This is a genomic window from Bradyrhizobium sp. WYCCWR 12699, from assembly GCF_032144035.1.
Taxonomy (GTDB): Bacteria; Pseudomonadota; Alphaproteobacteria; order Rhizobiales; family Xanthobacteraceae; genus Bradyrhizobium.
In genome coordinates, this window is the sequence record NZ_JAVTJN010000039.1 from 1,586,469 (window position 1) to 1,609,276 (window position 22,808).

A 22,808-nucleotide genomic window follows, 5' to 3' on the forward strand; every position below is an offset into this window, starting at 1 on the left:
CGCACCTGAGAATCCATCGCGCCGTAATGTTTATGTTTGTCGATAAATGGATTCCGGGCTCGCGCCTGACGGCGCGCCCCGGAATGACGGCGAGGAGAGCGAAGCGGCGGCCTTAATCCGGCCGCACCATCTCGAACATGTTTTCGGGCTTGATCTCGAAATAATCGCCGCGGCGACCGGCGCGGACGATCGGGCGGGCGGCGGCGGTCTGGTAGACCCCGTCCTTGATCATGGCCTTGTCGATGTGGACCGCGACGACCTCACCCAGCGTCAGCCAGGCGTCGGCCTCCTTGCCGTCGGCGCCCTTGAGCCGGATGATGTCGGACACCTTGCATTCGAAGGCGACCGGGCTCTCGCCGACGCGCGGCACGTTGACGAGCTTGCCGGGCACCGCGGTGAGGCCCGCGACCTCGAACTCGTCGACCTCAGGCGCGACATGCGCAGCGGTCGCATTCATGTGCTTGGCAAGGTCCATCGTGGCGAGATTCCAGACGAATTCGCCGGTCTGCTGGATGTTCTCCACCGTGTCCTTCCAGTTGGTGGAGGAGAAGCCGATGATCGGCGGCACGTAGCAGAACGCGTTGAAGAAGCTGTAGGGCGCGAGGTTGACGTGGCCCTTGGCGTCACGGGAGGAGATCCAGCCGATCGGCCGCGGCGCGATGATGGCGTTGAAGGGATCGTGCTTGAGGCCGTGGCCCTTGGAGGGCTCGTAGAAATACAGGTCTTTGTCCGTCACCGCGGAATCTTTCCTGGTCCTGGTAGCCCGGATGGAGCGAAGCGTAATCCGGGTCCGCCAGCGCAACGCTGAACCATCCCGGATTGCGCTTCGCTCCATCCGGGCTACGTCAGCTTGCTTATAGGAAAGATTTGCCCGCCCTGTCAGTGCCGCGGCGACAGACCCGCGATGACGAAATCGATCATCTGGTCGATGTTCGGGCCCGGCTTGGTGGCGCATTGGGCGATCATCTGGGGGTGGAAGAAGCGCATCATCGCGGTGCACGAGCAGAGCGCGGCCAGTTGCAGATCGGGCGCCTCGAACTCACCGGTGGCAACGCCTTGCGCGATCATCTGGCCGACCATTCCGGCGACGCATTCCATGTGGTTGACGCAGACATCCCAGTCCTCCTGCATCGCGATCTCGACCATCTCATGCAGCTTGTTGTCGCCGACATAGCGCTCGGTGTTCATGCGATGGATGGTGGTGAGGAGCTCGCGGAAGCGGTCCAGCACGGGCCCCGGCCTTGCCACGATCCGCTGCGCTTCGAGCTCCACCTCGCCCATGAGCGAGCGGGCCACCGCCTGATGGATCGCCTTCTTCGATTCGAAGAAGCGATACACGTTGGCGGGGCTCATCCTGAGCTCCTTGGCGATGTCGCCGACCGTGGTCTTCTGGTAGCCGATCTGGCGGAACAGCCGTTCGGCCACCTCGAGGATACGATCCCGGGTGTCGCCTTCGATATGTTCCGAAATAAGGGCCATCGATCAGGACTCGTTCGTCAGCAGTCTTCTCATTTATTCAGCCGCTTCAGCAAGCGGAATTGCGTGGGGGTCATCGCTCCCATGCTGCGGCGCGGCAGGTTGCTCGGGGGTGCCCGCCTCGTCCAGGCTCTTCCTGAACCACAACGCATAGAGGCCCGGCAGGTACAAGAGGGTCAGGAACGTCGCGACGAACAAGCCACCCATGATGGTTATCGCCATCGGACCCCAGAAGGCCGATCGGGACAGCGGGATCATGGCCAGGATGGCGGCGAGCGCCGTCAACACCACCGGACGGGCGCGGCGGACGGTCGCCTCCACGATCGCCTCGCGCCGGGTCAGGCCGTGGGAGACGTCGGTCTCGATCTGGTCGACCAGGATGACCGTGTTGCGCATGATCATGCCGGCGAGCGCGATCAGGCCGAGCAGCGCCACGAAGCCGAATGGGGCATTGGCGACGTTGAGGCCGAGCGAGGCGCCGACGATGCCGAGCGGCGCGGTCAGGAACACCAGGATCAGGCGCGAGAAGCTCTGCAGCTGGATCATCAGCAGCGTCAGCATCACCATGACCATCACCGGGAAAAGGATGAAGATCGAGGCGTTGCCCTTGGCGGATTCCTCGAACGCGCCGCCCGCCTCGATGCGGTAGGCCGGCTCGAGGTGATCCTTGATCGCCTTCAGCTTCGGCGTGATCTGGTTGGTGACGTCGGGCGCCTGCACGCCGTCGACGACGTCGGAGCGCACGGTGATCGCCATGTCGCGGTTGCGCCGCCACATGATCGGCTCCTCGTGCGCATACTCGATCTTGGCGATCTGCTGCAGCGGCACGGCAACGCCATTGCGCGAGGTGATGGTGAGGTCGCCGACGCCGCCGAGGTCGAGGCGCTCGGACGAGACCGCACGGGCGACCACGCCGACCTTCTCGATGCCGTCGCGCACGGTCGTGACCTGCGAGCCCGAGATCAGCATCGCGAGCGCCTGTGAGACGTCCTGAGGCGTCAGGCCCATGGCGCGGGCACGGTCCTGGTCGACGACGAGCTTGAGGTAAGGCGACTGCTCGTTCCAGTCGAGCTGGACATCCTTGACGCTCTTGTTCTGCCGCATGACGTCGCGGACCTGGTAGGCGATCTCGCGCACGGTGTTGGCGTCGGGGCCGATCACGCGGAACTGGACGGGGAAGCCGACGGGAGGACCGAAATTGAAGCGGTCGACGCGCACGCGCGCCTCGGACAGGAAGCCCTCGGCAGCCGCGTTCTCGATCTTGGCCTTGATGCGCTCGCGCGCCTCGACGCCCTTGGCCACGATGACGATCTCGGCAAAGGCCTCGTTCGGGAGCTGCGGATTGAGGCCGAGCCAGAAGCGCGGCGAGCCCTGGCCGACATAGGACGTATAGGTCTCGATGTCCTTGTCATCCTTCAGCAGCGTCTCGGCCTTCTTCACCGCCTTTTCGGTGACGTTGAAGGCGGTGCCCTCGGGCAGGCGCAGCTGGAAGAACAGCTCGGGCCGCTCCGACAGCGGGAAGAATTGCTGCTGGACATGGCCGAACCCGACGATCGAGGCGATGAAGACGCCGACGGTCGCGGCCACCACGGTGATGCGGTGGTTGACGCACCATTGCACGATGGCGCGCAGGCCCCGATACATGCGGGTCTCGTAGACCGCGTGCGGATCGTGGTTGTGGTGCGCCTTCATCTCCGGCAGCAGCTTGACGCCGATATAGGGCGTGAAGATCACCGCCACGAACCAGGAGGCGACCAGCGCGATCGCCACGATCCAGAAGATGCTGCCGGCATATTCGCCGACCGCGGAATTGGCAAAGCCGATGGGGAGGAAGCCAGCGGCCGTGACCAGCGTTCCCGTGAGCATCGGAAACGCAGTTGATTCCCAGGCAAACGACGCCGCACGCATGCGGTCCCAGCCCTGCTCCATCTTCACCACCATCATCTCGACCGCGATGATGGCATCGTCGACGAGCAGGCCGAGCGCGATGATCAGCGCGCCGAGCGTGATGCGGTGCAGGTCGAGCGACATCATGTTCATGACGACGAAGACGATGCCGAGCACCAAAGGCACCGACAGCGCGACCACGATGCCGGTGCGCCAGCCCAGCGCCAGGAACGAGACGAACAGCACGATGACGAGCGCTTCCATGAAGGAGTGCACGAATTCGCCGACGGCGTGCTCGACCACCTTGGGCTGGTCGGCGATCAGCTTGACGTCGATGCCCTGCGGCACCGCCTTCATGAAGTCGGCCGTCGCCTTCTCGACCTCTTTGCCGAGCTCGAGGATGTTGGCGCCCTTGGCGGTGACGACGCCGATCCCGATCGCGGCCTTGCCTTCCTGGCGGACGACGAAGCTCGGCGGATCGACATAGCCGTGGGTGACGGTGGCGATATCCCCTAAGCGGAACACGCGACCGTTGCTCTCGACCGGCGTTTCGGCGACGGCCTTGGCACCGTCGAGCGCGCCGGTGACACGCAGCGGCACGCGTTGCGCGGAGGTCTCGACCGTGCCGGCGGGGGTCACGTTGTTCTGCTTGGCGAGCGAATCGAACAGCGCCTGCGGCGTGATGCCGAGGGTGGCGAGCTTGGCGTGGCTGAACTCGACGAAGATGCGCTCGTCCTGGTTGCCGTAGACGTCGACTTTGGTCACACCGGGCACCTTGAGCAGGCGCTGACGGAAGCCTTCCGAAACCTTCTTGAGCTGGGCGTAGTCGGCGCCGTCGCCGGTCATCATGTAGAGAATGGAATCAACGTCGGAAAACTCGTCGTTGACGACGGGTCCGAGAATGCCCGACGGCAGCTGGCCCTGCACATCGACCAGCTTCTTGCGCAAGAGATAGAAGAGATAAGGCACGTCCTTCGGCGGCGTCGAGTCGCGGAAGGTCACCTGGAGCGCGGTGAAGGCGGGCTTGGAATAGGTCTGCACCTTCTCGAAATAGGGCAGCTCCTGGATCTTCTTCTCGATGGGATCGGCGACCTGCGTCTGCATCTCCTGCGCGGTCGCGCCCGGCCAGATCACGGAGACGTTGACCACCTTCACCGTGAAGAACGGATCCTCAGCCCGGCCGAGCTTCTCATAGGAGAAGAAGCCGGCGACGCCGAGAATGATCATGAGGAAGAGAACCAGCGTCGGATGGCTGACGGCCCAGGCCGAAAGGTTGAAGCGCTTCATCGCTCTCTCCGAAAAGACGATCCAGTTGCCAAAGACACGACAGCCACTCTGTTCATTCCGTCGTCGCGAGGCAGCGAAGCAATCCAGGGGGCTGGGCAAGTTCTGGATCGCTTCGCCGCTTCAGCCTTTGCTTAGGGACAAAGGCCGAAACTCACCTCACACGACGTAACTCATTCTCTTGTCACTCCGGCGCGCATCGCCCGGAATGACAAAAATTAAAACGACAGTGACGACACGACCCGCACCCGCTGGCCCGGATCGAGCTTCTGCACCCCGAGGGCAACGATCTTGGCGCCCTCATCCACGCCGCTGGTGATGAGCACGTCGTTGCTCTCGTAGGACTTCACCGTCACCGGCTTCAAGGTGAGCGCGCCGTTGTCGTCGACGACGTAGAAGGACGGCTTGCCGCCCTCGTTGAACAGCGCCGACAGCGGCAGTCGCGCGACGCGCTCGGTCGCGGCGTCCGACAGCGTCAGCGTCGCGGTCATGCCGAGCGCGACCTTGTCGTCGGCCTCGGGCAGCGAGAATTTCGCAAGATAGGTGCGCGTGGCCGGATCGGCCGTCGGCGCGATCTCGCGCAGCTTGGCCGCATATTTCTTGTCCGGCTCGGACCAAAGAGTGACGCTGGCGACGCCCGACTTGGCGCGTCCAACCAGCGTCTCAGGGATCGCGACGACCGCTTCCTTCTCGGCAAAGCGGGCGACACGGATCGAAGCCTGGCCCGCGGCGACCACCTGGCCGGGCTCGATCAGCGTTGCGGTGACGACGCCCCGGGCGTCGGCAGCAAGCGTCGCGTAGGAAAGGGAGTTCTTGCTCAGCTCGAGCGCGCGCTCGGCGCGGTTCAGGCGCGCGCGGGCTTCGTCCGCAGCGGCGCGGCTCGAATCCATCTGCGCATCCGTGGTCCAGCCCTTGGCCTTCAAATCCTTGGCGCGCTGCTCGGCGGCGGCGGCCTGGGCCAGCACGCCGGTCGCGGCGGTCTGCTCGGCCAGTGCCTGCTCGGCCTGCAGCTTCAGATCGACTTCATCGAGGGTCGCGAGCGGCTGGCCGATTTCGACGGTCTGGCCGACTTCGACGAGGCGCTTGGCGACCTTGCCGGCGACGCGGAAGCCGAGATCGCTCTCGATCCGGGGCCTGACGGTGCCGACGAAACTGCGTTCCGGGGTCTCGGCATCATAATGCGCGGTTGCGACCAGAACCGGCCGCGGCGGCTCGGCCTTCTCGGCGACGGTATCATTGCACCCGGCCAGGGCCGCGGCCATCAGGGCCAGCGACACGCCTGCCAATAGCCTGGAATAGCTCGACAAAACCGACCGGACGAACATCGAAGGACACTCCTGCAGCTCGAATGAGAGGAATGTCGACTAATCACTGATAAAAGTCAATAATCGTCAGTCATCAGGAATACGTGATCGTTAAGAGGGTGGACGACTTGATGATGACGACCTGTTGCGCCTCAACGCGCAATGTTGGTGTTTTCGGGCTGGCTCACAGAGAAGCGCCGACGCAGATTAGCCGGTAGCTTGGACGGTGCGCTCTACCGCCCCTGCCCGGCGAACTCGTGCTTGGTCTCGTGGCCGCCGATGAACACCAGGATGCCGGCGAGAAGAGGCAGCACGGCGAGCACCAGGAGGCCGGTCGAGGTCTGTCCCGTCGCCTCCTTGACCCAGCCGATCAGATACGGCCCGCCGAAGCCGGCGAGGTTGCCGATCGAGTTGATCAGGGCGATGCCGCCGGCGGCGGCCGTGCCGGAGAGCCAGGCGGTCGGCAGGGTCCAGAACACGCCGAAGCAGCAGAACACGCCGATCGCGGCCACCGTCAGCACCACCATCGTCATGGTGGGATCGGTGAGGTAGCTGGAGACGGCGAGCGCGACGGCGGTGAGCAGCAACGGCGCACCGACATGCATGACCCGCTCGCGCGTGGCGTCGGAGTGCCGCGCCCACAGGATCATGGCGATGGTGCCGAACAGATAGGGGATCGCGGTGACGAAGCCGGTCTGCGCGTTGGTCAGCCCGAACGCCTTGACGATCTGCGGCAGCCAGAACTGCATGCCATAGAGCGCCCCGACGAAGCCGAAATAGATCAGGCTGAGCGCGATCACCTTCGGCGAGGACAGCGCTTCGCCGAGCGAGACATGCTTCACGGCCTGCTTGGCCGCGATTTCCGAATCGAGCTTCGCCTTGAGCCAGGCCTTCTGCTCGGCCGAGAGCCAGTCTGCCTTCTCCGGCTTGTCGGTGAGATAGAACCAGGTGACGATGCCGAGCAGCACGGAGGGGATACCCTCGATGATGAACAGCCACTGCCAGCCCTTCAGGCCCATCATGCCGTCGAGCCCGAGCAAGAGGCCGGAGATCGGCGCGCCGATCACGGTCGAGACCGGCACCGCGATGGCGAAGGCCGCCAGGAAGCGGGCGCGATATTCGGCCGGATACCAATAGGTGAGATAGAGGATGATGCCGGGGAAGAATCCGGCTTCGGCGACACCGAGCAGGAAGCGCAGGACGTAAAAGCTCGTCACGCCGCTGACCACCGCCATCAGGGCGGAGATGATGCCCCAGGTCACCATAATGCGGGCGATCCAGCGGCTGGCTCCGAACTTCTCCAGCGCCAGATTGCTCGGCACCTCGAAGATGAAATAGCCGATGAAGAAGATGCCGGCGCCCCAGGAGAAGATCAGCGGCGTGAACTTCAGCTCGGCATTCATGGTCAGCGCGGCGAAGCCGAGATTGACGCGGTCGAGATAGGAGAAGAAGTAGGCCAGCACCAGGAAAGGAATCAGGCGCCAGGAGATGGCACGGATCGTCGATGTTTCGATTTCGCTCTTGGCGTTGTTGGCGCCGCCGGCGGAACCGGCATCGATGGTGGTCTGGCTCATGGCTTCCCCCTGGTTGTTGCTTTTGTGGGCTGGTGTGCGGTTTTCAGCATCGCAGACGAAGAGTCAATGGAGCGAGCAATGCACGGGACGCAGCCGGATCAAGCCATTGCGCCGCTCCGGACATCGCTGATCCGCGCGGCTCTCGCGTCGATCGTCATCGCCTGCGGACTGGCCTTGCGCTGGTACGGCTTTCCACTCGGCCTGCCCGCGTTCGTCGTGAAATACGGCGGCTCGCTCTTGTGGGCCACGATGGTGTTTCTGCTGGCCGGAGCTTTGCTGCCGCGACTCACGCGGACGCAGATTGCAGCCATCGCGGCCATCATCGCCATCGTCGTGGAATTCTCCCGGCTGGTGCACACGCCATGGCTCGACGCATTCCGACTGACGACGGCCGGCGCGCTGCTCCTGGGGCGAATCTTCTCGCTGTGGAATGTGGTGGCGTATGCGATGGGGATTGCATTCGGCGTGTGGATCGATCGATTCGCCGAAAGGCGTAGGGCGGATTAGCGGAGCGTAATCCGCCTCTGCTCTCTTCGCTGCGACGGCCGTGGCGGATCACGCCTTCGGCTAATCCGTCCTACGAAGTCGCAGCTACTCCGCCAGCTGAAACCGTTCGAAGCGATCGAGCTCCTCCTCGATGCCCTGCTTGAGCGCCTTGCGCCCCGCCGTGTTCTTGCCCTGCCCGACCCAGGTCCATTTCTGCATCAAGAGCTTCCTGGCCTGCCGATCGGTCTTCAGATCGAGCGCGGCCACGATCTCGTCGCCGACCAGCACGGGCAGCGCGAAATAACCGAGCTTGCGCTTCGCCTTCGGCACATAGGCCTCGAACAGATGGTTGTAGCCGAAGATGAGATTGGTGCGCTTGCGCTGGATGATCAGGGGATCGAACGGCGAGAGGATGTGGACGAGGTCTGGCGAGACCATCTCACCATTCCCCTCGAGCGCGGCCGGCGCCGCCCAATGTTCCTGCTTGCCGGCGCCGTCGATCGCAACAGGCACGAGCTCGCCGCGGCGCACGCGCGAGGCGATCAGACCGGCCACCGCCTTCTTGCGCGGCGCATCGAGATGGCAGATGGAATCGAGGCTGACTACGCCTTGCGAGCGCAATGCGCGATCGAGCAGATAGGCCGTGATCTCCCTGGCCGAGGCCGGCCTCGGCAGCTTGTCCCAGCCGAAATGACGCGTCATCAGCTCATAGGTCTTCAGCATGCCCTGCCGCTCGCTGATGGTGACGGCGCCGGTATAGAAGGCGAGCTGCAGCGCCCGCTTCGAAGGCTTGCGGCTCTGCCACAAATGCTCCTTCTCGGTGAGCACGTCATCCTCGATGTCGCGGATCGTCAGCGGACCGGCTCGCACCAGCCGCATCACCTTGCGCGTGTCGGCCGGCTTCACCGAAGCGAACCATTTGTGCCCCTCGCGCCGATGCTCGCGCATCGCCGGCAGGAACATGCGGAAGTCGCCGGTCGGCACGTAAGCGAGCGCATGCGTCCAATATTCGAACACGCTTCTGTCGACGCTCTGGGCATGACGCAGATCGGCGCGGCGATAGGACGGAATCCGGCTGAACAGGATGTGATGATGGCAGCGCTCGATGACGTTGATGGTGTCGATCTGCACGTAGCCGAGATGAGCGACCGCGTCCGCAACGGCCTGCGCTCCCTCGCCGAACGGGGCGCGCTCATCCAGCCGCTGGGCGTGCAGCCAGATCTGCCGGGCCTGTTTCGTCGAGAGGGGATGGGGTTTGGGCGGGCGTGACATTGCAGAACGCAATGTAGCGGGATTCGCGCCGGGAGAAAGCGGTGGTCCAGAACCGACAAAGAAAAAGCCGCGCTGCCATCTGCTGACAGCGCGGCTGTTCGATGTCGCCGAGGCCTACTTCGCCATCATGGCCTTCTGCGACTTCATGTAGTGCATGCAGGCGCTCTTCATCTTGCCATTGCTCATGTCGGTGTTGGCCATGGCCATTTCCTTGTTCGACGCCATCTTGGCCGGTGTGTCGGGCGTGCCCCCCATCATCGCGGCGGACTTCATCATGTTGTCCTTGGTGCACGCCATCATCGCGGCGGACGCGGGGGACAGCGAAAGGGTGAACGCGACAAAGGCGGCGGCCGTGAGCAAGATCTTCATCTAAAAGTCTCCTCCGTAAAACGAAACCGGCGTCATGCCGGCCTTCGCAATTACGTATTCTCGCGCGCTGACGTTTCGCGGAGAAGATAATTTTCTTGCTGCGGTGCGAAAGCAGACGGTCAAGGCGCGCACCGGGCCGATTTCCTGCTCACGGCCGGACCGCGCGGCGACGCGGTCCAAGACCCTGCGCATCGCAAAAGGTGATTTCAATCACATCGGGCCCGGCGCCGCGTGAACCTATTCCGGAGAGAATGCGACCACTTCTATTGGGACGAACGACTCCGCTCCCGACACGGCGCAGAAACGTGCCCGTTCACCGCCCGAACGCCGGAAAATGCACGAGAACAGGCCTGGACGCGGTGTCGTCACCGTGACCAAGATCACATCGGGCCCTTTGAACCCGACCTATGCTCGCAGCATCAAATCGCTATCAGGCGTAACAGCGAGGATACGACAATGACCCGTTTTGATAAGTTCTTTGGACTGAAGGCGATAACTCTCTCCGCCGCGCTGTCGATGACGGCGGGCCTGGCTCTGGCCGGCGACAGCAATGTCACCACTGGCCAGATCCTGGATGCACTGAAGCCGAAGCCGGCAACCCGCGGCCTGTCCGTCGGTCCGCAGGCCGACACGACCGTGCAGGCCAAGGAAGCGACCTTCCTGAATACCGTGCGCAACCGCTCGACCCGCTCGCTCTCGACGGGCGAGCGTGAGCAGATCGCCGAGCTCGCCGCGACCAAGCCGAAAATCGACCTGGAAATCCAGTTCGACTACAACTCGGCCGATATTGCCAAGACGTCGGTGCCCTCGGTGCAGGCGCTGGGCAAGGCTCTGTCCGATCCGGCGCTCAAGGGCTCGACCTTCGTGGTCGCCGGCCACACCGACGCAACCGGCGGCGAGGCCTACAATCAAGGCCTGTCCGAACGGCGCGCCGACACCATCAAGAAGTACCTGGTGCAGAACTACGGCCTCAACGGCACCGATCTCGTCACCGTCGGCTACGGCGAGACCAAGCTGAAGGATACCGCCAACGGCGCCGACCCGATCAACCGCCGCGTCCAGGTCGTGAACATGGACACCAAGACCGCGTCGAAATGATCTGATGACAACCCTCGCCTGCCGGCCCTCCGGCAGGCGGACCGTCGCTCAGACCGGCACCGCTCCGGGGAGCGCCTCCCGAACCAGCCGCGCGAGCTCGGCCTTGCGGTAAGGCTTCTCCAGGATCAGGGCGCCCTGCCGGACGTGGCCGTTCGCGGCCAGCGTTTCGAGGGCATAACCCGAGGTCAGCAATACGTGCAGCTCGGGCCTCTCCTTGCGGGCGAGACCCGCGAGTTCCCACCCGTTGACGCCCCCGGGCATGACGACGTCGGTGAAGAGCAGGTCGACATGCGGCGTTACGGCAAGCGTCTGCAAGGCTCCCTTGCCGTCGACGGCGGAAATCACCTTGTAGCCCAGGCTTTCCAGGCTCATCACCGCATAGGAGCGGACGAACGGATCGTCCTCGACGACCAGCACGATTTCCGAACCGCTCTGTGCCACCTCCTTCTCGACCGCCAGCGGCACGCCCTGCGACTTGCTCAGCACGGCCGGAAGATAGATCCGCACCGTCGTTCCCAGGCCCGGCTCGCTGTAGATCGTGACATGGCCGTTGGATTGCTTGACGAAGCCATACACCATGCTGAGCCCGAGCCCGCTGCCTTTGCCGACCTCCTTGGTGGTGAAGAAGGGTTCGAACGCGCGTTCCAGCACCCGCTTGGGCATGCCGGTGCCGGTGTCGGTCACGGCGATCACGACATATTCGCCCGGCCCGACATCGGGATGCGCATTGTGATCACCGGCATCGAGCGAAGCATTCGCCGCCGAGATGGTCAGGCGTCCGCCTGACGCCATTGCATCCTGGGCGTTCAGCGCGAGGTTGAGGATCGCCGCCTCGAGCTGCGCCGGATCGGCAAAGGCCTGCCGGAGCGCAGGATCGGCCTGCGTGGCGATCTCGATGTCCTCGCGCAGCGTTCGCCGCAACAGCATGTACATGGACTCGACGAGCTTGTTGCATTCGGTCTCGACCGGCCGCAGCAGCTGCTTGCGGCTGAAGGCGAGCAGGCGTTGCGTCAGCTCGGCGCCGCGTTCGCCGGCGCTGCAGATGTCGTCGGCAAGGCGCTTCAGGTCCCCGCGCGGCACCAATTGCTCGGCGAGGTATTCGGCATTGCCGACGATCACGGTGAGGAGATTGTTGAAGTCGTGGGCGATGCCGCCGGACAGCTGTCCGACCGCCTCCATCTTCTGCGCCTGGATCAGTTGGGCCTTGGTGCGCTTGCGGTCGCTGAGATCGTGGATCATGCCGACGAAGATGGACGAGCCGTCCTGCTGGGCCTCGCCGACCGAAAGGTCCATCGGGAAGGTCGTGCCGTCCTTGCGCCGGCCCAGCACCTCGCGGCCGATGCCGATGATCTTCTTGTCGCCGGTCGCGATGAAATTGCGGATGTAGCCGTCATGCTCGGACCGGTAGGGCTCGGGCATCAGCATCCGGACATTGTGTCCGAGCACCTCGTCGGCCTCGTATTTGAACAGCCTTTCGCAGGCCGGATTGAATTTCAGGATGATGCCGTCCGAATCGATCAGGATCACGCCGTCGACGGCGGTGTCGACCACCGCGCGCAGCCGCGCAGCGCTCTCGCGCAGCTCGCGCTCGACCCGCTCGCGCTCGGTGAGATCGTGAATGATGCCGACGAAGATCGAATCGCCCGCGGCCTGCCTGCTCTCGCCGACCGACAGATGCATCAGGAACGTCGAGCCGTCCTTGCGCTGGCCGACCACTTCGCGGCCGATGCCGATGATCTTGCGTTCGCCGCTGACGTGATAATTGTGAAGATATCCGTCGTGGGCGTCGCGGTAGGACGACGGCATCAGAACCTTGACGTTCCGCCCGATGACTTCCTCGGCGACATAGCCGAACAGCTTCTCGCAGGCCGGATTGAACATCAGCACGCCGCCGCGCGCATCGATCAGGATCACGCCGTCCACTGCGGTGTCGACGACGGCCCGTAGCCAATCAGCGTTGGACTGGTCCGGACTGGCGATGCGATCCTCCATGCTCACCCGAAGGCTCCTCAGGCCCGAGGATGGCGGCCAGTCCACACGCACAGATTGATTCAGGCAAGATAATTCTACCAGGCATATGCACGCAAGCGGGCACTAGATCCAGCTTTGGAACAGCATCAGCCGGCCGAAGCTTCGCATCGAGGTCCCGATGAAGGCTGCCGAGACCGGAAGCATGACCGCAAAGCCGATCCCGGCAACGCCGACATAGGCCCACAGCAGCCAGCGCGGCAGACCGTCCCGGCGCAGCACATAGACCAGGGCGAGCGACGCCGCGGTGGCGGCGGGCAGATAATAGTAGATGAAACCCAGCGTGCGCGGCAGCAGGGCCCAGGCGAGCCAGGGACCGAAATAGAACGCCGCGATCAGGAACGCATCCCAGCGGCGCTCGACGACGAAATCGCGCAGCACGAGCGCGAGCGCGAGCAGCGCCGGCCACAAGACCAGTGGATTGCCGAGGAAGACGACCGCGGAGACGTTGTCTTCCGCGACCTTGTCGAACAGGAACCAGACCGGGCGCGCGAGTAGCGGCCAGGACGGCCATGAACTCATATAGGTGTGGCCGGCAATCGCGGTCGTGGTGTTGTCGGCAAAGATCCGGCGCTGTGCCTCGATCAGCTCCGGCAGCGACACCCCGTAAAGCGGAACGAAAGCGGCAAGATAGACCACGCCCGGCAGAATCGCGAAGCTGAGCACGACATGATGCAGCCGGAGGCCGGGCCAGAGGTCCGGCCGATACCAGTCGTCCGGCTTCGCGTCGGCGAACAGCGTGCGCCAGCCCTGCATCAGGCGGATCACCGCGACGATGACGATGCAGACGCCGAGCGGAAACAGGCCGCTCCATTTGCAGGCCGCAGCGCAGCCGAACAGGCTGCCGGCGAGCGCGAACAGCGCCTGCGGCCGCTGTCGTCGAAACCCATGCATGAAGGCGGCGGTGGCAAGCAGACCGAAGGAGAGCGCAAAGATATCGAGCATGGCGATGCGTGCCTGCACGTAGAGCATCTGGTTGAAGGCCGCGATCAGCGCCGCGGCGACCGCGGGGCCTTGCGCGGAGAACAGCGCGAGGCCGCACAAATAGATCGCGACGACGGCGAGCGCGCCGAACAACGTCGCGGGGTAGCGCCAGCCGAGCGCGTTGTCGCCGAAGGCCGCGATCGAGGTCGCGATCAGCTCCTTGGCCAGCGGCGGATGCATCGGATTGAGCATCGGCTGCGAGATCGCCGGTGCCAGCATCTGCCGCGCCGCCGGCACGTAGTGCACCTCGTCGAAGACGAACTTCTCCGGCGTCGTCAGTCCGATCAACAGCGCGAGATGCGCAACCAGGAAGATTGCGACAGCAATCACTGCGCTTCGCGACATCATCGGAACCGCGGGCAATTCGAGCGGCTGCTGGGAGGCTGTTTTGCGTGGCAAATTTGCGTCACCGCGGACAAAAATAGAAGTCTCGTTTTTCATTGAACGCATTCTGCCGCAACTGTCACTAAGCATGACGCACGTCCCGCGCGGCTTGTGATAATTCCGCCACATCGCAAGCTTGCGCGATCCGGTACGATCAGGGACATATCGATCGGTTGCGAAAATGAATTTGCGTTTCTGGCTTTTCCCCACCCTGTTGTCGGCGGCGCTTGGCGCCGCGCCCTGCGCAATGGCGCAGACGCGCGTCGGCGAAGCCGTCGTGATCCAGAACGAGGTGGTGCGCGTCGCTGCGTCCACCACGCCGATCAATGTCGGCGACAGCATGCTGCGCGACGAGACCGTGCGCACCGGCGCCGACAGCGCGGCGCGCTTCGTGATGGCCGACAGCACCAATCTGTCGCTCGGTCCCAGCGCCACGCTGAAGCTCGACCGCACCGTCTTCAACGACGAACACAGCTACCGCGATGTCGCGATCCGCATGACCACCGGTGCGTTCCGTTTCGTCACCGGACATTCCGAGAAGACCGCCTACAAGATCACGACGCCGCTTGCCACCATCGGCGTGCGCGGCACCACGCTCGACATCCTTTCCCAGCGCGGACGCTCCGTCGTCGTGCTTCAGGACGGCGCAGCCAGTGTCTGCACGACGAGCTTCCAGTGCGTGCAGCTCACCCAGCCGGGCGACACCGCAATCATCACCTCGAGCGGCGGCAAGGTCGGCATCACCAAATCCAACTCGCCGCCCTGGACCTTCGCCGCCAACTGCGCCGCGAGCGCCGGGCTGTGCGCGGTGAACCAATATGCCGACGCCTCGCCGACCATCACGCCCGCGGTCCATGACGACGGCATGCTGTGCGGGCGCTGACGATGGCGAAACTCCGCTTGAAGCGCGTGATCCTCGCCGGCCTGCTGACCGTGGCCGCCGCGCTTGCGTTCGTCGCGCTCGATGTTCGCCCGGCTACAGCTCAGGCTTCTTGCGAGATCGAATGTGGTGAGCCGACGCCTTACCCGACCTATTCTCCGTCCCCATCACCGACATCTTCGCCGTCGCCTTCCCCCTCTCCTTCGCCCAGCCCCTATCCCTCGCCGTCGCCGAGTCCGTCTCCATCACCGACCTCGGCGCCGACGCCGACCGGCGCGGATTCCAGCGGCAATTCGATCGGCGGCCTCGCGGGCCAGCGCTTCAACCAGATGATCACCAACCGGGTGCTCGGAACGGTGTTGCTGGGCGTCAACGAGCAAGTCAATTGCAGCGATTGCATCAGCGCATTCGGCTCGGCCGGCTCGTTCTCGGCCGGCATCCACGGCCGCAAGGAATTGACCAACAATTTGTCGCTGCTCGCCGGCATCGCCTACACGCAATACAACGAAGGCGGCTACAAGATCACGAGCGCACCGATCGGCGCCTTCGCGCTGCGTTACGACTTCACCGACTGGGGCTCGTCGCGTCCGTTCTTCGACGTCGGCACGATCCTGACGCCGTGGGAGAAGGCGCGCTACACCCGCAGCTACAACACCAGCCTCGGGCCGGTGAGCGTGACGAGCTCGACCAACGCCTCGAACTACGCGGTCTACGGCCGCGCCGGCTGGATGAGCCGCCTGTCGCCGCGCGACGAAGTCGCAGCCTCGATCGAGGTCTGGCAGCTCTGGCAGCGCGTGTCCGGCTACAGCGACAATGCGGTGGCATTCAATCCGTTCGACGCCACCATCGCTGATGGCACCGACCGCACCAGCCTGGTCAAGATCGGCGGCCAGTGGACGCATCTGTTCGGCAGCAATTTCGAGACGAACATCAATGGCGGCTGGGTGCAGTCGTTTGCCAGCCGCAGCGGCATCGTGGCGACCGTGACCGGCCAGGGCGTGGTGGTGCCGACCATGGGCAACCAGGGCTGGTTCGAATATGGCGGCCGCCTCGGCTTCCGCGTGCAGAAGGGCTGGATCGTGGATCTCTTCGCCAACGGCACACTGGGCCCGCAGCCGGTGGGCAACACCATCCACGGCGGCGTCGGGCTAAGGATAAATTATTAGCTGCGGGCGTAATTTCGTAGGGTGCGCATAGCGAAAGCGTGCCCACCACCTCTCGATATTGGAGGCAAAGGGTGGGCACGGCGCAAACGCGCCTTTGCCATCACGCCGCCGACTTGCCCTCGAACGCGCGGCGCAACGCGTCGACATCCAGCTTCACCATCTTCATCATCGCCTGCATCGCGCGCGCGGCGGCCGCCTTGTCGGGGCTCGACAGGAATTCGAACATCACCTTCGGCACCACCTGCCAGGCCACGCCCCAGCGATCCCTGAGCCAGCCGCACTGCTCTGCCTTGCCGCCATGAGCGAGAAAGGCATTCCAGACGCTATCGACCTGGGCCTGGTCGTCGCAATGGATCATCAGCGAGATGGCGTGGGTATACTCCATCTTCATGCCGCCGTTGAGCGCGACTAGGGGCTGGCCGGCCACCGTGAACTCGACCACCAGCACCGAGCCCGTCTTGCCGGAGGGGCCGTCCGAAACGTTGCGCTGAACATGGGTGATCTCGGAGTTCGGCACGAGCGAGGTATAGAGCTTCGCGGCCTCTTCGGCATCGCCGTTGAACCACATGCAAGGCACGAGCTTTGACATCTCGAGTGCTCCTCTTCGAATGTTGGATATTTGCGGACTTCGATCAGGCGTCGGCCATGGCCGGCTGCGCGGGCGCGGCCGCCAGATCCATCCAGTTCACGCCCCACATGTGGCCATCCGGATCCTCGAAGCTGCGGCCGTACATGAAGCTGTATTCGTCCTTCGGGCTGGGATCGGCCACCCCGCCCGCGGCCTCGGCCCTGCCGACGATCTCGTCGACGTCGCTGCGGCTGTCCGCCGACAGGCAGAGCAGCACCTGGTTCGAGGTTCTGGCATCCGCGATCGGCTTCGGCGTGAATTGACGGAATTTGTCGTGCGTCGTCAGCATGACGAAGATGGTCTCGGAAAAGGCCATGCAACTCGCCGTATCGTCGCAGAATTGCGGGTTCTTGACCGCGCCGACCGCCTCGTAGAACGCGGTGGCGCGCGCGAGGTCGGTCACCGGCAGGCTGACGAAGATCATCTTGGGCATCGGAGGCTCCTTGGGGCGGGTTCTGCCCAAGGACGGATGGCCCACAGGCCATCCGACACGGCCTCCGAATATTTTTTTCGAGTCCCGGGGGACGATCGCGCCGCCCCCCGGGCCAGTCCTACTTCTTCTCGTTCGGGTCCCGGTGTACCGGATCGATCCACAGCACGGTCTCGGGCTTCTCGATTGGCTCGATGTCGAGGTTGATCGCCACGGCTTCGCCGTCGCTGCGCACCAGCACGCATTCCAGCACCTCGTCCGGGCTGGCGTTGATCTCCTGGTGCGGCACGTAGGGCGGGACGAAGATGAAATCGCCGGGGCCAGCCTCTGCCGTGAATTGCAGCTTCTCGCCCCAGCGCATCCGGGCCTTGCCCTTCACGACGTAGATGACGCTTTCGAGATGGCCGTGGTGATGCGCGCCGGTCTTGGCATCGGGCTTGATGCTGACCGTGCCGGCCCACAATTTCTGCGCACCGACGCGCGCGAAATTGATCGCGGCCGCACGATCCATGCCGGCCGTGGACGGCACGTTGGTATCGAGCTGGTTGCCGGGAATGACGCGCACGCCGTCATGTTTCCAGCGATCGTCATGACCGTGGTCATGGTGAGAATGCGAATGGTCATGGCCGGTCATGGGACTTGCTTTCTGTTGGTTCCGTGCGCGGCAAACTAACCCGAAGCCGCGCCCGCGAGCCATACCAAAATTGGAACCCTCATAGCCCCGGGACGTTGACTACACGACCAGATGAAAAGGAGAGTTTCATGGGCAGCACCAGCGACAAGATCAAGGGCAACGCAAACGAAGCAATCGGCAAGGCCAAGCAGGGCATCGGTGAAGCCACCGGTTCCGAGCGCTTGAAGGGCGAAGGCGTCGTCCAGGAAGTGAAGGGCAAGGGCCAGCAGGCCATGGGCGATGCCAAGGACGCCGCAAAGGATGCGATCGATCGCGCCGCGGCCTCCGCAAAGCGCGCGACGGAATGACGCGCAAGGAGTTGAATGCGAAAAGACCGGCCGAAAGGCCGGTCTTTTTGTTTGTGCAGTCATTCCAGGGCGGCTCGAAGAGCCGAATCCCGAACGACAGCTGCGCCGTCACTTCACCGCGAGCAATTCCACGTCGAACATCAGCGTCGCGTTCGGCGGAATAACGCCGCCGGCGCCGCGCGCGCCGTAGCCGAGCTGCGGCGGAATGATCAGCGTGCGCTTGCCGCCGACCTTCATGGAGGCGACGCCCTCGTCCCATCCGGCGATGACGCGGCCCTTGCCGATCGGGAATTCGAACGGCTCCTTGCGATCGACGGAGCTGTCGAATTTCTTGCCCTTCTGGCCGTTCTCATAGAGCCAGCCGGTGTAGTGCATCACGCAGATCTGGCCGGGCTGCGGCGAGGCACCGGTGCCGACGGTGGAGTCGATGATCTGCAAGCCTGAAGCTGTGGTCATGGTCTTTCCTGCGGTCTGGGCCGAGGCCGTGGTGGAAACGAAATGCGACACGCCTGCGATCACGGTGATCGCGAGCGCCGACATCAGGGTGAGGAGCGCGCGCTGGAAACGCTGCATAAAGACACCTTCCGTTTGTGGCGGAAGGTGTCTAGCGCAACGCGGTTGGGGTTTCCACCCCTCACACCTCGATATTTTCCAGCCGGACCGGGAGCTTGCGGATGCGCTGGCCCGTGGCGTGGTAAATCGCATTGCAGATCGCGGCATTGGTGCCGACATTGGCGAGCTCGCCGACGCCCTTTGCGCCGACGGGATTGATGCGGTCATCCTGCTCGGACAGCAAGATGACCTCGACGTCGGCCACATCGGCATTCACGGGCACGAGGTAATCGGCGAAATTGTCGTTGACGTAGCGCGCATTGCGCTCGTCGATCTCGGTGGCCTCCAGCAGCGCCGACGACATGCCCCAGATCAGTCCGCCCATCAGCTGGCTCCGCGCAGTGCGCGGGTTCATGATGCGGCCTGCAGCGAAGGCGCCGACCAGGCGGGGGCAGCGGATCTCGTGCGTGAAGCGGTTGACGCGCACCTCGACGAACTCCGCTCCGAACGCATAGGCGATCTGATCCTTCATTTGGTGTCCGCCCACGAGCCGCACCTGCCCGCTATGCATGGCGCGGAAGGAATCCAGCGGCGCGCCTTCCGGCTTCCACTCGCCATATTCCTCGACGACGCCGACCCCGAGCGCGTCGAACGCCTTCTCCAGGTCGAGCGGCCGGTCGCCCTTTGCTGCCTGCGTGGCCGGCGTCTGGCCGAGGCCGACGGTCTCCTTGGCCTTGTCCGTCAAGCTTTGGCCCGGCATCGCCGCCTTGAACAGGCGCTGCCGGATCTGATCGCACACCATCGTTACCGCCGAGCAGGTGCTGGCCGTGGAATTCGAGCCTCCGGCAACAGGCGCCGGCGGCAGATCGCTATCACCGATGAAGACGGCGACCTTCTCCAGCGGCACGCCGAGCCTTTCGGCCGCAGTCTGCGCAATGACGGTATAGGCGCCGGTCCCGATCTCGTGGCCGGCGATCTCGATGCGGGTACGGCCGTCGCGCTGCAGCCGGACGCGTGCTGCGGCGGGGCCCATCTGCGTCGGATAGCAGGTTGCGGCACAGCCATAGCCGATCAGCCAGTCCCCCTCCGACATCGACTTCGGCTGCGGCGAGCGCTGCGCCCAGCCGAACGCCTTGGCGGCCTCGTCGAAACAGGCCATCAGCGAGCGCGAGGTGTAGGGCTTGCCACCGATAGGCTCGTTAGTGGTGTCGTTGATACGGCGAAGCTCGACCGGATCCATGTTCAGCTTGACCGCGAGCTCGTCCATCGCACTTTCCAGCGCAAACAGATACGGCACCTCCGGTGGCGAGCGCATGAAGCCGGACGTGTTGCGGTCGGCCCGCACGATGGAGACGAGGCTGTCGACATTCGGACAGGCATAGAGCCGCGTCGTCGTCTTGGTGCCGCCGACGCAATAGGCATCGGGCCGAGAGGACACTTCGGCGCCCTCATGTCTGAGCGCGACCAGCTTGCCGTCGCGGCGCGCACCGAGCTTGATCTCGTGGCGAGTCTCTGCACGGTGGGTGGTGATGGTAAAGCCCTGGTCGCGGGTCGGGACCAGCTTGACCGGCCGGTTCAGCCGCCTGGCAATACCGGCGATGATGGCGGTGCGCGGCGTCATGGAGCCGCGCGAGCCGAAGCCGCCACCGACATAGGGGTTGACCACGCGCACCTTGTCGGCGTCGATGCCGAGGTGTTCGGCGACCCCATATTTCAGGCCGTAGACGAACTGGCTCGGCTCGTAGATGACGAGCTCGTCGCCCATCCAGGCGCAGCTCGTCGAGAACAGCTCCATCGGATTGTGATGCTGCGCCGGCGTCTCATAGGAAGCGGTCAGCTTGACCTCCGCCTCGTCGAACGCCTTGGCGAAATCGCCGACCTTCGGGTCTTCCTTGAACTGGGCATTCTGACCCTTCGCAGGCGCACTGGTCGTCCCGGGCGAGTCGAAGGTCGCGCTCGGCGTGGCGGCCGTGTAGCTGACCTTGACGCGGTTGGCGGCCTCGCGTGCCGCCTCGTAGGTCTCGGCGACGACCACCGCGATGATCTGGCCGTCATGGGCGATCTCGGCGGATTTCAGCGGCTGGATCGTCGTGCCCGCATAGCCGCCGTTGCTGAAGAGCTTGGAGTCCTTCAGCTTCGGTGCGTTCTCGTGGGTGACGATGTCGATCACGCCGCGGACGCGCCTGGCGTCATCGAGATCGAAGCTGTCGATCCGTCCCTTGGCGATGGCGCTGGTGACGAGAAACGCATACGCGGGGTCGGCGAGCGGCATGTCGGACGCGTAGGTCGCGCGACCCGTCACTTTTACGACCGCATCATAGCGCGGCACAGGCTGGCCCATGTTCGTCTTCGGCTCCGGAGCAGCAACGGTCATGATCAGATCTCCATCGTTACGGCTTGCTGGAGCGCGCGCGCCACGACGCGCTTGCCGAGCTCAATCTTGAAGCTGTTGTGCCGCCGCCCCTTGGCGTCCGCGAAGGCGGCATCGGCAACACGCTGCGCCAGGCCGTCGTCGAATCTCTGTCCTTTCAACAGCGCCTCCGCCTCGCGCGCCCGCCAGGGCACGGTGGCGACGCCGCCGAGCGCAACGCGCGCGTCCCTGATCATGCCGTCCTGCACGTCGAGGGCGACCGCAGCCGAGGAGAGAGCAAACTCGTAGGACTGCCGGTCGCGCGCCTTGAGATACACCGAACGGGGCCAGCGTCCGGAAATGGAGAACGCCGAGATCAGCTCACCCGGTTGAAGACTGGTCTCGATGTCGGGTGTGCTACCGGGCGCCTTGTGCAGCTGCGCAAACGGCAGGCTGCGGACGCCGGATTTTCCGGTGATTTCGACGGTTGCATCCAGTGCGATCAGCGCCTGCGCGAAATCGCCGGGATAGGTCGCGATGCACTGGTCGGAGACGCCGAGCACCGCGTGCATGCGGTTGACGCCGTCCATGGCGGCACAGCCGGAGCCGGGATTGCGCTTGTTGCAATTGTCATAGGACACATCGCGGAAATAGCTGCAGCGGGTTCGCTGCATCACGTTGCCGCCGAGCGTCGCCATGTTGCGCAACTGGGCGCTGGCGGCGAGCTTCAGGGAATTAGCGATCACCGGGTAATTGCGCTGGATCTCGTCGTGCGAGGCAACATCCGACATCTTCGCGAGCGCACCGAGACGCAGGCCGTCGCCCTTCGGCTCGATCGCAGACCAGCCGCGCGCGAGCGGATTGATGTCAACGATCGCGGCGGGCCGCATCACGTCGAGCTTCATCAGATCGATCAGCGTGGTGCCGCCGGCGAGCGGCTGCGCCTGGGCATGGGTCAGCGGACTATTGGCGGCCGCAGCGGCGCTGAGCGCCTGCACGGCAGCGTTCGGGTCCGTTGCCCTTTGATACGTGAACGGTCGCATGCGCCTAGCCTTTCATGATCTCGGGCGCGGCCTGCTTCACGGCGGCGACGATGTTGGGGTAGGCGGCGCAGCGGCAGATGTTTCCGCTCATATATTCGCGGATGTCGACCTCGCTGCCCGCATGCCCCTCCTTGACGCAGGCAATGGCGGACATGATCTGGCCGGGCGTGCAATAACCGCATTGAAACGCGTCGTTGTCGATGAAGGCCTGCTGCATCGGATGCAGGCGATCGTCGGTGGCGAGGCTCTCGATCGTCGTGATCTCCTGCCCCTCGGCCGCGAGCGCGAGCGTCAGGCACGACACCACCCGCCGATCGTCGATCAGCACCGTGCAGGCGCCGCATTGGCCGTGGTCGCAACCCTTCTTGCTGCCGGTGAGCTTGAGATGGTCGCGCAGCGCATCGAGCACCGTGGTTCGCGCGTCGATGTGAAGGCGCTTGTCCTTGCCATTGACCCGCAGCGTGACATCGACAGGGAGTGACGGGTCCTTTACCGCGGGGGCCCTGGCCTCCTCTGCGGCCGCGCGCGCCGTGATCGGGACGAGCGCACTGCCGGCCGCGCCGGCCATGAAGGCGCGCCGATCGAATGCTGATTGTTTGGAACTTGGTGTGTCGGACATCCGGGCCTCCGCC

Annotated in this window: 22 protein-coding genes; 6 read left to right on the plus strand and 16 right to left on the minus strand. The window is 64.4% G+C overall.

What is annotated here, in order from left to right; genetic code table 11:
- Nucleotides 1–112: 112 nt before the first annotated feature.
- The 5 genes from RPS27_RS38140 to RPS27_RS38160 form a co-directional block, all read right to left on the minus strand.
- Entirely contained in the window at nucleotides 113–736 is a 624-nt protein-coding gene (locus RPS27_RS38140) for a flavin reductase family protein (protein WP_194406542.1), read from the minus strand.
- A 143-nt stretch (nucleotides 737–879) separates the two neighbouring features.
- A complete protein-coding gene (locus RPS27_RS38145; protein ID WP_194406541.1) occupies nucleotides 880–1,479 on the minus strand; it encodes a TetR/AcrR family transcriptional regulator in 600 nt (199 codons plus the stop codon).
- 33 nt (nucleotides 1,480–1,512) lie between these two features.
- Nucleotides 1,513–4,650 carry an efflux RND transporter permease subunit gene (locus RPS27_RS38150; RefSeq protein WP_212065635.1) on the minus strand — a complete coding sequence of 1,046 codons (3,138 nt, stop codon included), beginning with the start codon at nucleotides 4,648–4,650 and terminating at the stop codon, nucleotides 1,513–1,515.
- Between the two features lie 215 nt (nucleotides 4,651–4,865).
- Nucleotides 4,866–5,972 carry an efflux RND transporter periplasmic adaptor subunit gene (locus RPS27_RS38155; protein ID WP_194406539.1) on the minus strand — a complete coding sequence of 369 codons (1,107 nt, stop codon included), beginning with the start codon at nucleotides 5,970–5,972 and terminating at the stop codon, nucleotides 4,866–4,868.
- A 212-nt stretch (nucleotides 5,973–6,184) separates the two neighbouring features.
- Nucleotides 6,185–7,525, minus strand: a complete 1,341-nt coding sequence (locus tag RPS27_RS38160) for an MFS transporter (protein WP_211419510.1) — start codon at nucleotides 7,523–7,525, stop codon at nucleotides 6,185–6,187.
- 78 nt (nucleotides 7,526–7,603) lie between these two features.
- Here RPS27_RS38160 and RPS27_RS38165 point away from each other — a divergent pair, with 78 nt between their 5' ends.
- Nucleotides 7,604–8,032, plus strand: a complete 429-nt coding sequence (locus RPS27_RS38165; protein ID WP_212065637.1) for a DUF2809 domain-containing protein — start codon at nucleotides 7,604–7,606, stop codon at nucleotides 8,030–8,032.
- An 84-nt stretch (nucleotides 8,033–8,116) separates the two neighbouring features.
- Here RPS27_RS38165 and RPS27_RS38170 read toward each other — a convergent pair whose 3' ends face one another.
- Both RPS27_RS38170 and RPS27_RS38175 read right to left on the minus strand, forming a co-directional pair.
- A complete protein-coding gene (locus RPS27_RS38170) occupies nucleotides 8,117–9,283 on the minus strand; it encodes a winged helix-turn-helix domain-containing protein (protein WP_212065638.1) in 1,167 nt (388 codons plus the stop codon).
- Between the two features lie 114 nt (nucleotides 9,284–9,397).
- The gene (locus RPS27_RS38175) at nucleotides 9,398–9,652 is read right to left on the minus strand and encodes a hypothetical protein (protein WP_063196637.1); all 255 of its coding nucleotides are present in this window, start codon (nucleotides 9,650–9,652) and stop codon (nucleotides 9,398–9,400) included.
- A 34-nt stretch (nucleotides 9,653–9,686) separates the two neighbouring features.
- Here RPS27_RS38175 and RPS27_RS38180 point away from each other — a divergent pair, with 34 nt between their 5' ends.
- Entirely contained in the window at nucleotides 9,687–9,887 is a 201-nt protein-coding gene (locus RPS27_RS38180) for a hypothetical protein (RefSeq protein WP_212065639.1), read from the plus strand.
- 221 nt (nucleotides 9,888–10,108) lie between these two features.
- Nucleotides 10,109–10,750: an OmpA family protein gene (locus RPS27_RS38185; RefSeq protein ID WP_211419513.1), complete on the plus strand. Its 642-nt coding sequence runs from the start codon at nucleotides 10,109–10,111 to the stop codon at nucleotides 10,748–10,750.
- A gap of 48 nt (nucleotides 10,751–10,798) precedes the next feature.
- On the opposite strand, the gene RPS27_RS38190 is transcribed toward RPS27_RS38185, so the two are convergent.
- Both RPS27_RS38190 and RPS27_RS38195 read right to left on the minus strand, forming a co-directional pair.
- Nucleotides 10,799–12,742 carry a PAS domain-containing sensor histidine kinase gene (locus RPS27_RS38190; RefSeq protein WP_249131549.1) on the minus strand — a complete coding sequence of 648 codons (1,944 nt, stop codon included), beginning with the start codon at nucleotides 12,740–12,742 and terminating at the stop codon, nucleotides 10,799–10,801.
- 102 nt (nucleotides 12,743–12,844) lie between these two features.
- Complete coding sequence (locus tag RPS27_RS38195) at nucleotides 12,845–14,275, minus strand: phospholipid carrier-dependent glycosyltransferase (protein ID WP_212065641.1); 1,431 nt, start codon at nucleotides 14,273–14,275, stop codon at nucleotides 12,845–12,847.
- A 52-nt stretch (nucleotides 14,276–14,327) separates the two neighbouring features.
- Here RPS27_RS38195 and RPS27_RS38200 point away from each other — a divergent pair, with 52 nt between their 5' ends.
- Both RPS27_RS38200 and RPS27_RS38205 read left to right on the plus strand, forming a co-directional pair.
- On the plus strand, nucleotides 14,328–15,029 hold the full coding sequence (locus RPS27_RS38200; protein ID WP_211419516.1) for a FecR domain-containing protein: 702 nt from the start codon (nucleotides 14,328–14,330) through the stop codon (nucleotides 15,027–15,029).
- 2 nt (nucleotides 15,030–15,031) lie between these two features.
- A complete protein-coding gene (locus tag RPS27_RS38205; protein WP_285811335.1) occupies nucleotides 15,032–16,192 on the plus strand; it encodes a hypothetical protein in 1,161 nt (386 codons plus the stop codon).
- Nucleotides 16,193–16,292: 100 nt separating this feature from the next.
- Here RPS27_RS38205 and RPS27_RS38210 read toward each other — a convergent pair whose 3' ends face one another.
- From RPS27_RS38210 to RPS27_RS38220, 3 genes are all read right to left on the minus strand, one after another.
- Nucleotides 16,293–16,781: a VOC family protein gene (locus RPS27_RS38210; RefSeq protein ID WP_212065643.1), complete on the minus strand. Its 489-nt coding sequence runs from the start codon at nucleotides 16,779–16,781 to the stop codon at nucleotides 16,293–16,295.
- A gap of 43 nt (nucleotides 16,782–16,824) precedes the next feature.
- On the minus strand, nucleotides 16,825–17,253 hold the full coding sequence (locus tag RPS27_RS38215) for a VOC family protein (protein WP_212065644.1): 429 nt from the start codon (nucleotides 17,251–17,253) through the stop codon (nucleotides 16,825–16,827).
- A 118-nt stretch (nucleotides 17,254–17,371) separates the two neighbouring features.
- On the minus strand, nucleotides 17,372–17,884 hold the full coding sequence (locus RPS27_RS38220; RefSeq protein WP_194406529.1) for a cupin domain-containing protein: 513 nt from the start codon (nucleotides 17,882–17,884) through the stop codon (nucleotides 17,372–17,374).
- 128 nt (nucleotides 17,885–18,012) lie between these two features.
- Here RPS27_RS38220 and RPS27_RS38225 point away from each other — a divergent pair, with 128 nt between their 5' ends.
- Nucleotides 18,013–18,231 (plus strand): CsbD family protein, encoded by a 219-nt coding sequence (locus RPS27_RS38225; RefSeq protein ID WP_194406528.1) that lies wholly within the window; start codon nucleotides 18,013–18,015, stop codon nucleotides 18,229–18,231.
- A 108-nt stretch (nucleotides 18,232–18,339) separates the two neighbouring features.
- Here the strand turns inward: RPS27_RS38225 and RPS27_RS38230 are convergent, their stop codons facing one another.
- The 4 genes from RPS27_RS38230 to RPS27_RS38245 all read right to left on the minus strand — a co-directional run bounded on the left by RPS27_RS38230 (nucleotide 18,340) and on the right by RPS27_RS38245 (nucleotide 22,744).
- Complete coding sequence (locus tag RPS27_RS38230) at nucleotides 18,340–18,804, minus strand: FKBP-type peptidyl-prolyl cis-trans isomerase (protein WP_018323238.1); 465 nt, start codon at nucleotides 18,802–18,804, stop codon at nucleotides 18,340–18,342.
- Nucleotides 18,805–18,865: 61 nt separating this feature from the next.
- On the minus strand, nucleotides 18,866–21,157 hold the full coding sequence (locus tag RPS27_RS38235) for a xanthine dehydrogenase family protein molybdopterin-binding subunit (RefSeq protein ID WP_313755035.1): 2,292 nt from the start codon (nucleotides 21,155–21,157) through the stop codon (nucleotides 18,866–18,868).
- Nucleotides 21,158–21,159: 2 nt separating this feature from the next.
- Complete coding sequence (locus tag RPS27_RS38240; protein WP_212065646.1) at nucleotides 21,160–22,176, minus strand: FAD binding domain-containing protein; 1,017 nt, start codon at nucleotides 22,174–22,176, stop codon at nucleotides 21,160–21,162.
- Nucleotides 22,177–22,180: 4 nt separating this feature from the next.
- On the minus strand, nucleotides 22,181–22,744 hold the full coding sequence (locus RPS27_RS38245) for a (2Fe-2S)-binding protein (RefSeq protein WP_212065712.1): 564 nt from the start codon (nucleotides 22,742–22,744) through the stop codon (nucleotides 22,181–22,183).
- Nucleotides 22,745–22,808 lie beyond the last annotated feature (64 nt).

Coding starts and splice junctions, on each gene's coding strand:
- RPS27_RS38150 (WP_212065635.1), bottom strand. CDS start 4,650: ATGAAGCGCTTCAACCTTTCGGCCTGGGCCGTCAGCCATCCGACGCTG.
- RPS27_RS38190 (WP_249131549.1), bottom strand. CDS start 12,742: ATGGAGGATCGCATCGCCAGTCCGGACCAGTCCAACGCTGATTGGCTA.
- RPS27_RS38235 (WP_313755035.1), bottom strand. CDS start 21,157: ATGACCGTTGCTGCTCCGGAGCCGAAGACGAACATGGGCCAGCCTGTG.
- RPS27_RS38195 (WP_212065641.1), bottom strand. CDS start 14,275: ATGTGGCGGAATTATCACAAGCCGCGCGGGACGTGCGTCATGCTTAGT.
- RPS27_RS38240 (WP_212065646.1), bottom strand. CDS start 22,176: ATGCGACCGTTCACGTATCAAAGGGCAACGGACCCGAACGCTGCCGTG.
- RPS27_RS38225 (WP_194406528.1), top strand. CDS start 18,013: ATGGGCAGCACCAGCGACAAGATCAAGGGCAACGCAAACGAAGCAATC.
- RPS27_RS38145 (WP_194406541.1), bottom strand. CDS start 1,479: ATGGCCCTTATTTCGGAACATATCGAAGGCGACACCCGGGATCGTATC.
- RPS27_RS38170 (WP_212065638.1), bottom strand. CDS start 9,283: ATGTCACGCCCGCCCAAACCCCATCCCCTCTCGACGAAACAGGCCCGG.
- RPS27_RS38165 (WP_212065637.1), top strand. CDS start 7,604: ATGCACGGGACGCAGCCGGATCAAGCCATTGCGCCGCTCCGGACATCG.
- RPS27_RS38215 (WP_212065644.1), bottom strand. CDS start 17,253: ATGCCCAAGATGATCTTCGTCAGCCTGCCGGTGACCGACCTCGCGCGC.
- RPS27_RS38220 (WP_194406529.1), bottom strand. CDS start 17,884: ATGACCGGCCATGACCATTCGCATTCTCACCATGACCACGGTCATGAC.
- RPS27_RS38205 (WP_285811335.1), top strand. CDS start 15,032: ATGGCGAAACTCCGCTTGAAGCGCGTGATCCTCGCCGGCCTGCTGACC.
- RPS27_RS38230 (WP_018323238.1), bottom strand. CDS start 18,804: ATGCAGCGTTTCCAGCGCGCGCTCCTCACCCTGATGTCGGCGCTCGCG.
- RPS27_RS38160 (WP_211419510.1), bottom strand. CDS start 7,525: ATGAGCCAGACCACCATCGATGCCGGTTCCGCCGGCGGCGCCAACAAC.
- RPS27_RS38155 (WP_194406539.1), bottom strand. CDS start 5,972: ATGTTCGTCCGGTCGGTTTTGTCGAGCTATTCCAGGCTATTGGCAGGC.
- RPS27_RS38175 (WP_063196637.1), bottom strand. CDS start 9,652: ATGAAGATCTTGCTCACGGCCGCCGCCTTTGTCGCGTTCACCCTTTCG.
- RPS27_RS38210 (WP_212065643.1), bottom strand. CDS start 16,781: ATGTCAAAGCTCGTGCCTTGCATGTGGTTCAACGGCGATGCCGAAGAG.
- RPS27_RS38185 (WP_211419513.1), top strand. CDS start 10,109: ATGACCCGTTTTGATAAGTTCTTTGGACTGAAGGCGATAACTCTCTCC.
- RPS27_RS38180 (WP_212065639.1), top strand. CDS start 9,687: ATGCCGGCCTTCGCAATTACGTATTCTCGCGCGCTGACGTTTCGCGGA.
- RPS27_RS38200 (WP_211419516.1), top strand. CDS start 14,328: ATGAATTTGCGTTTCTGGCTTTTCCCCACCCTGTTGTCGGCGGCGCTT.
- RPS27_RS38245 (WP_212065712.1), bottom strand. CDS start 22,744: ATGGCCGGCGCGGCCGGCAGTGCGCTCGTCCCGATCACGGCGCGCGCG.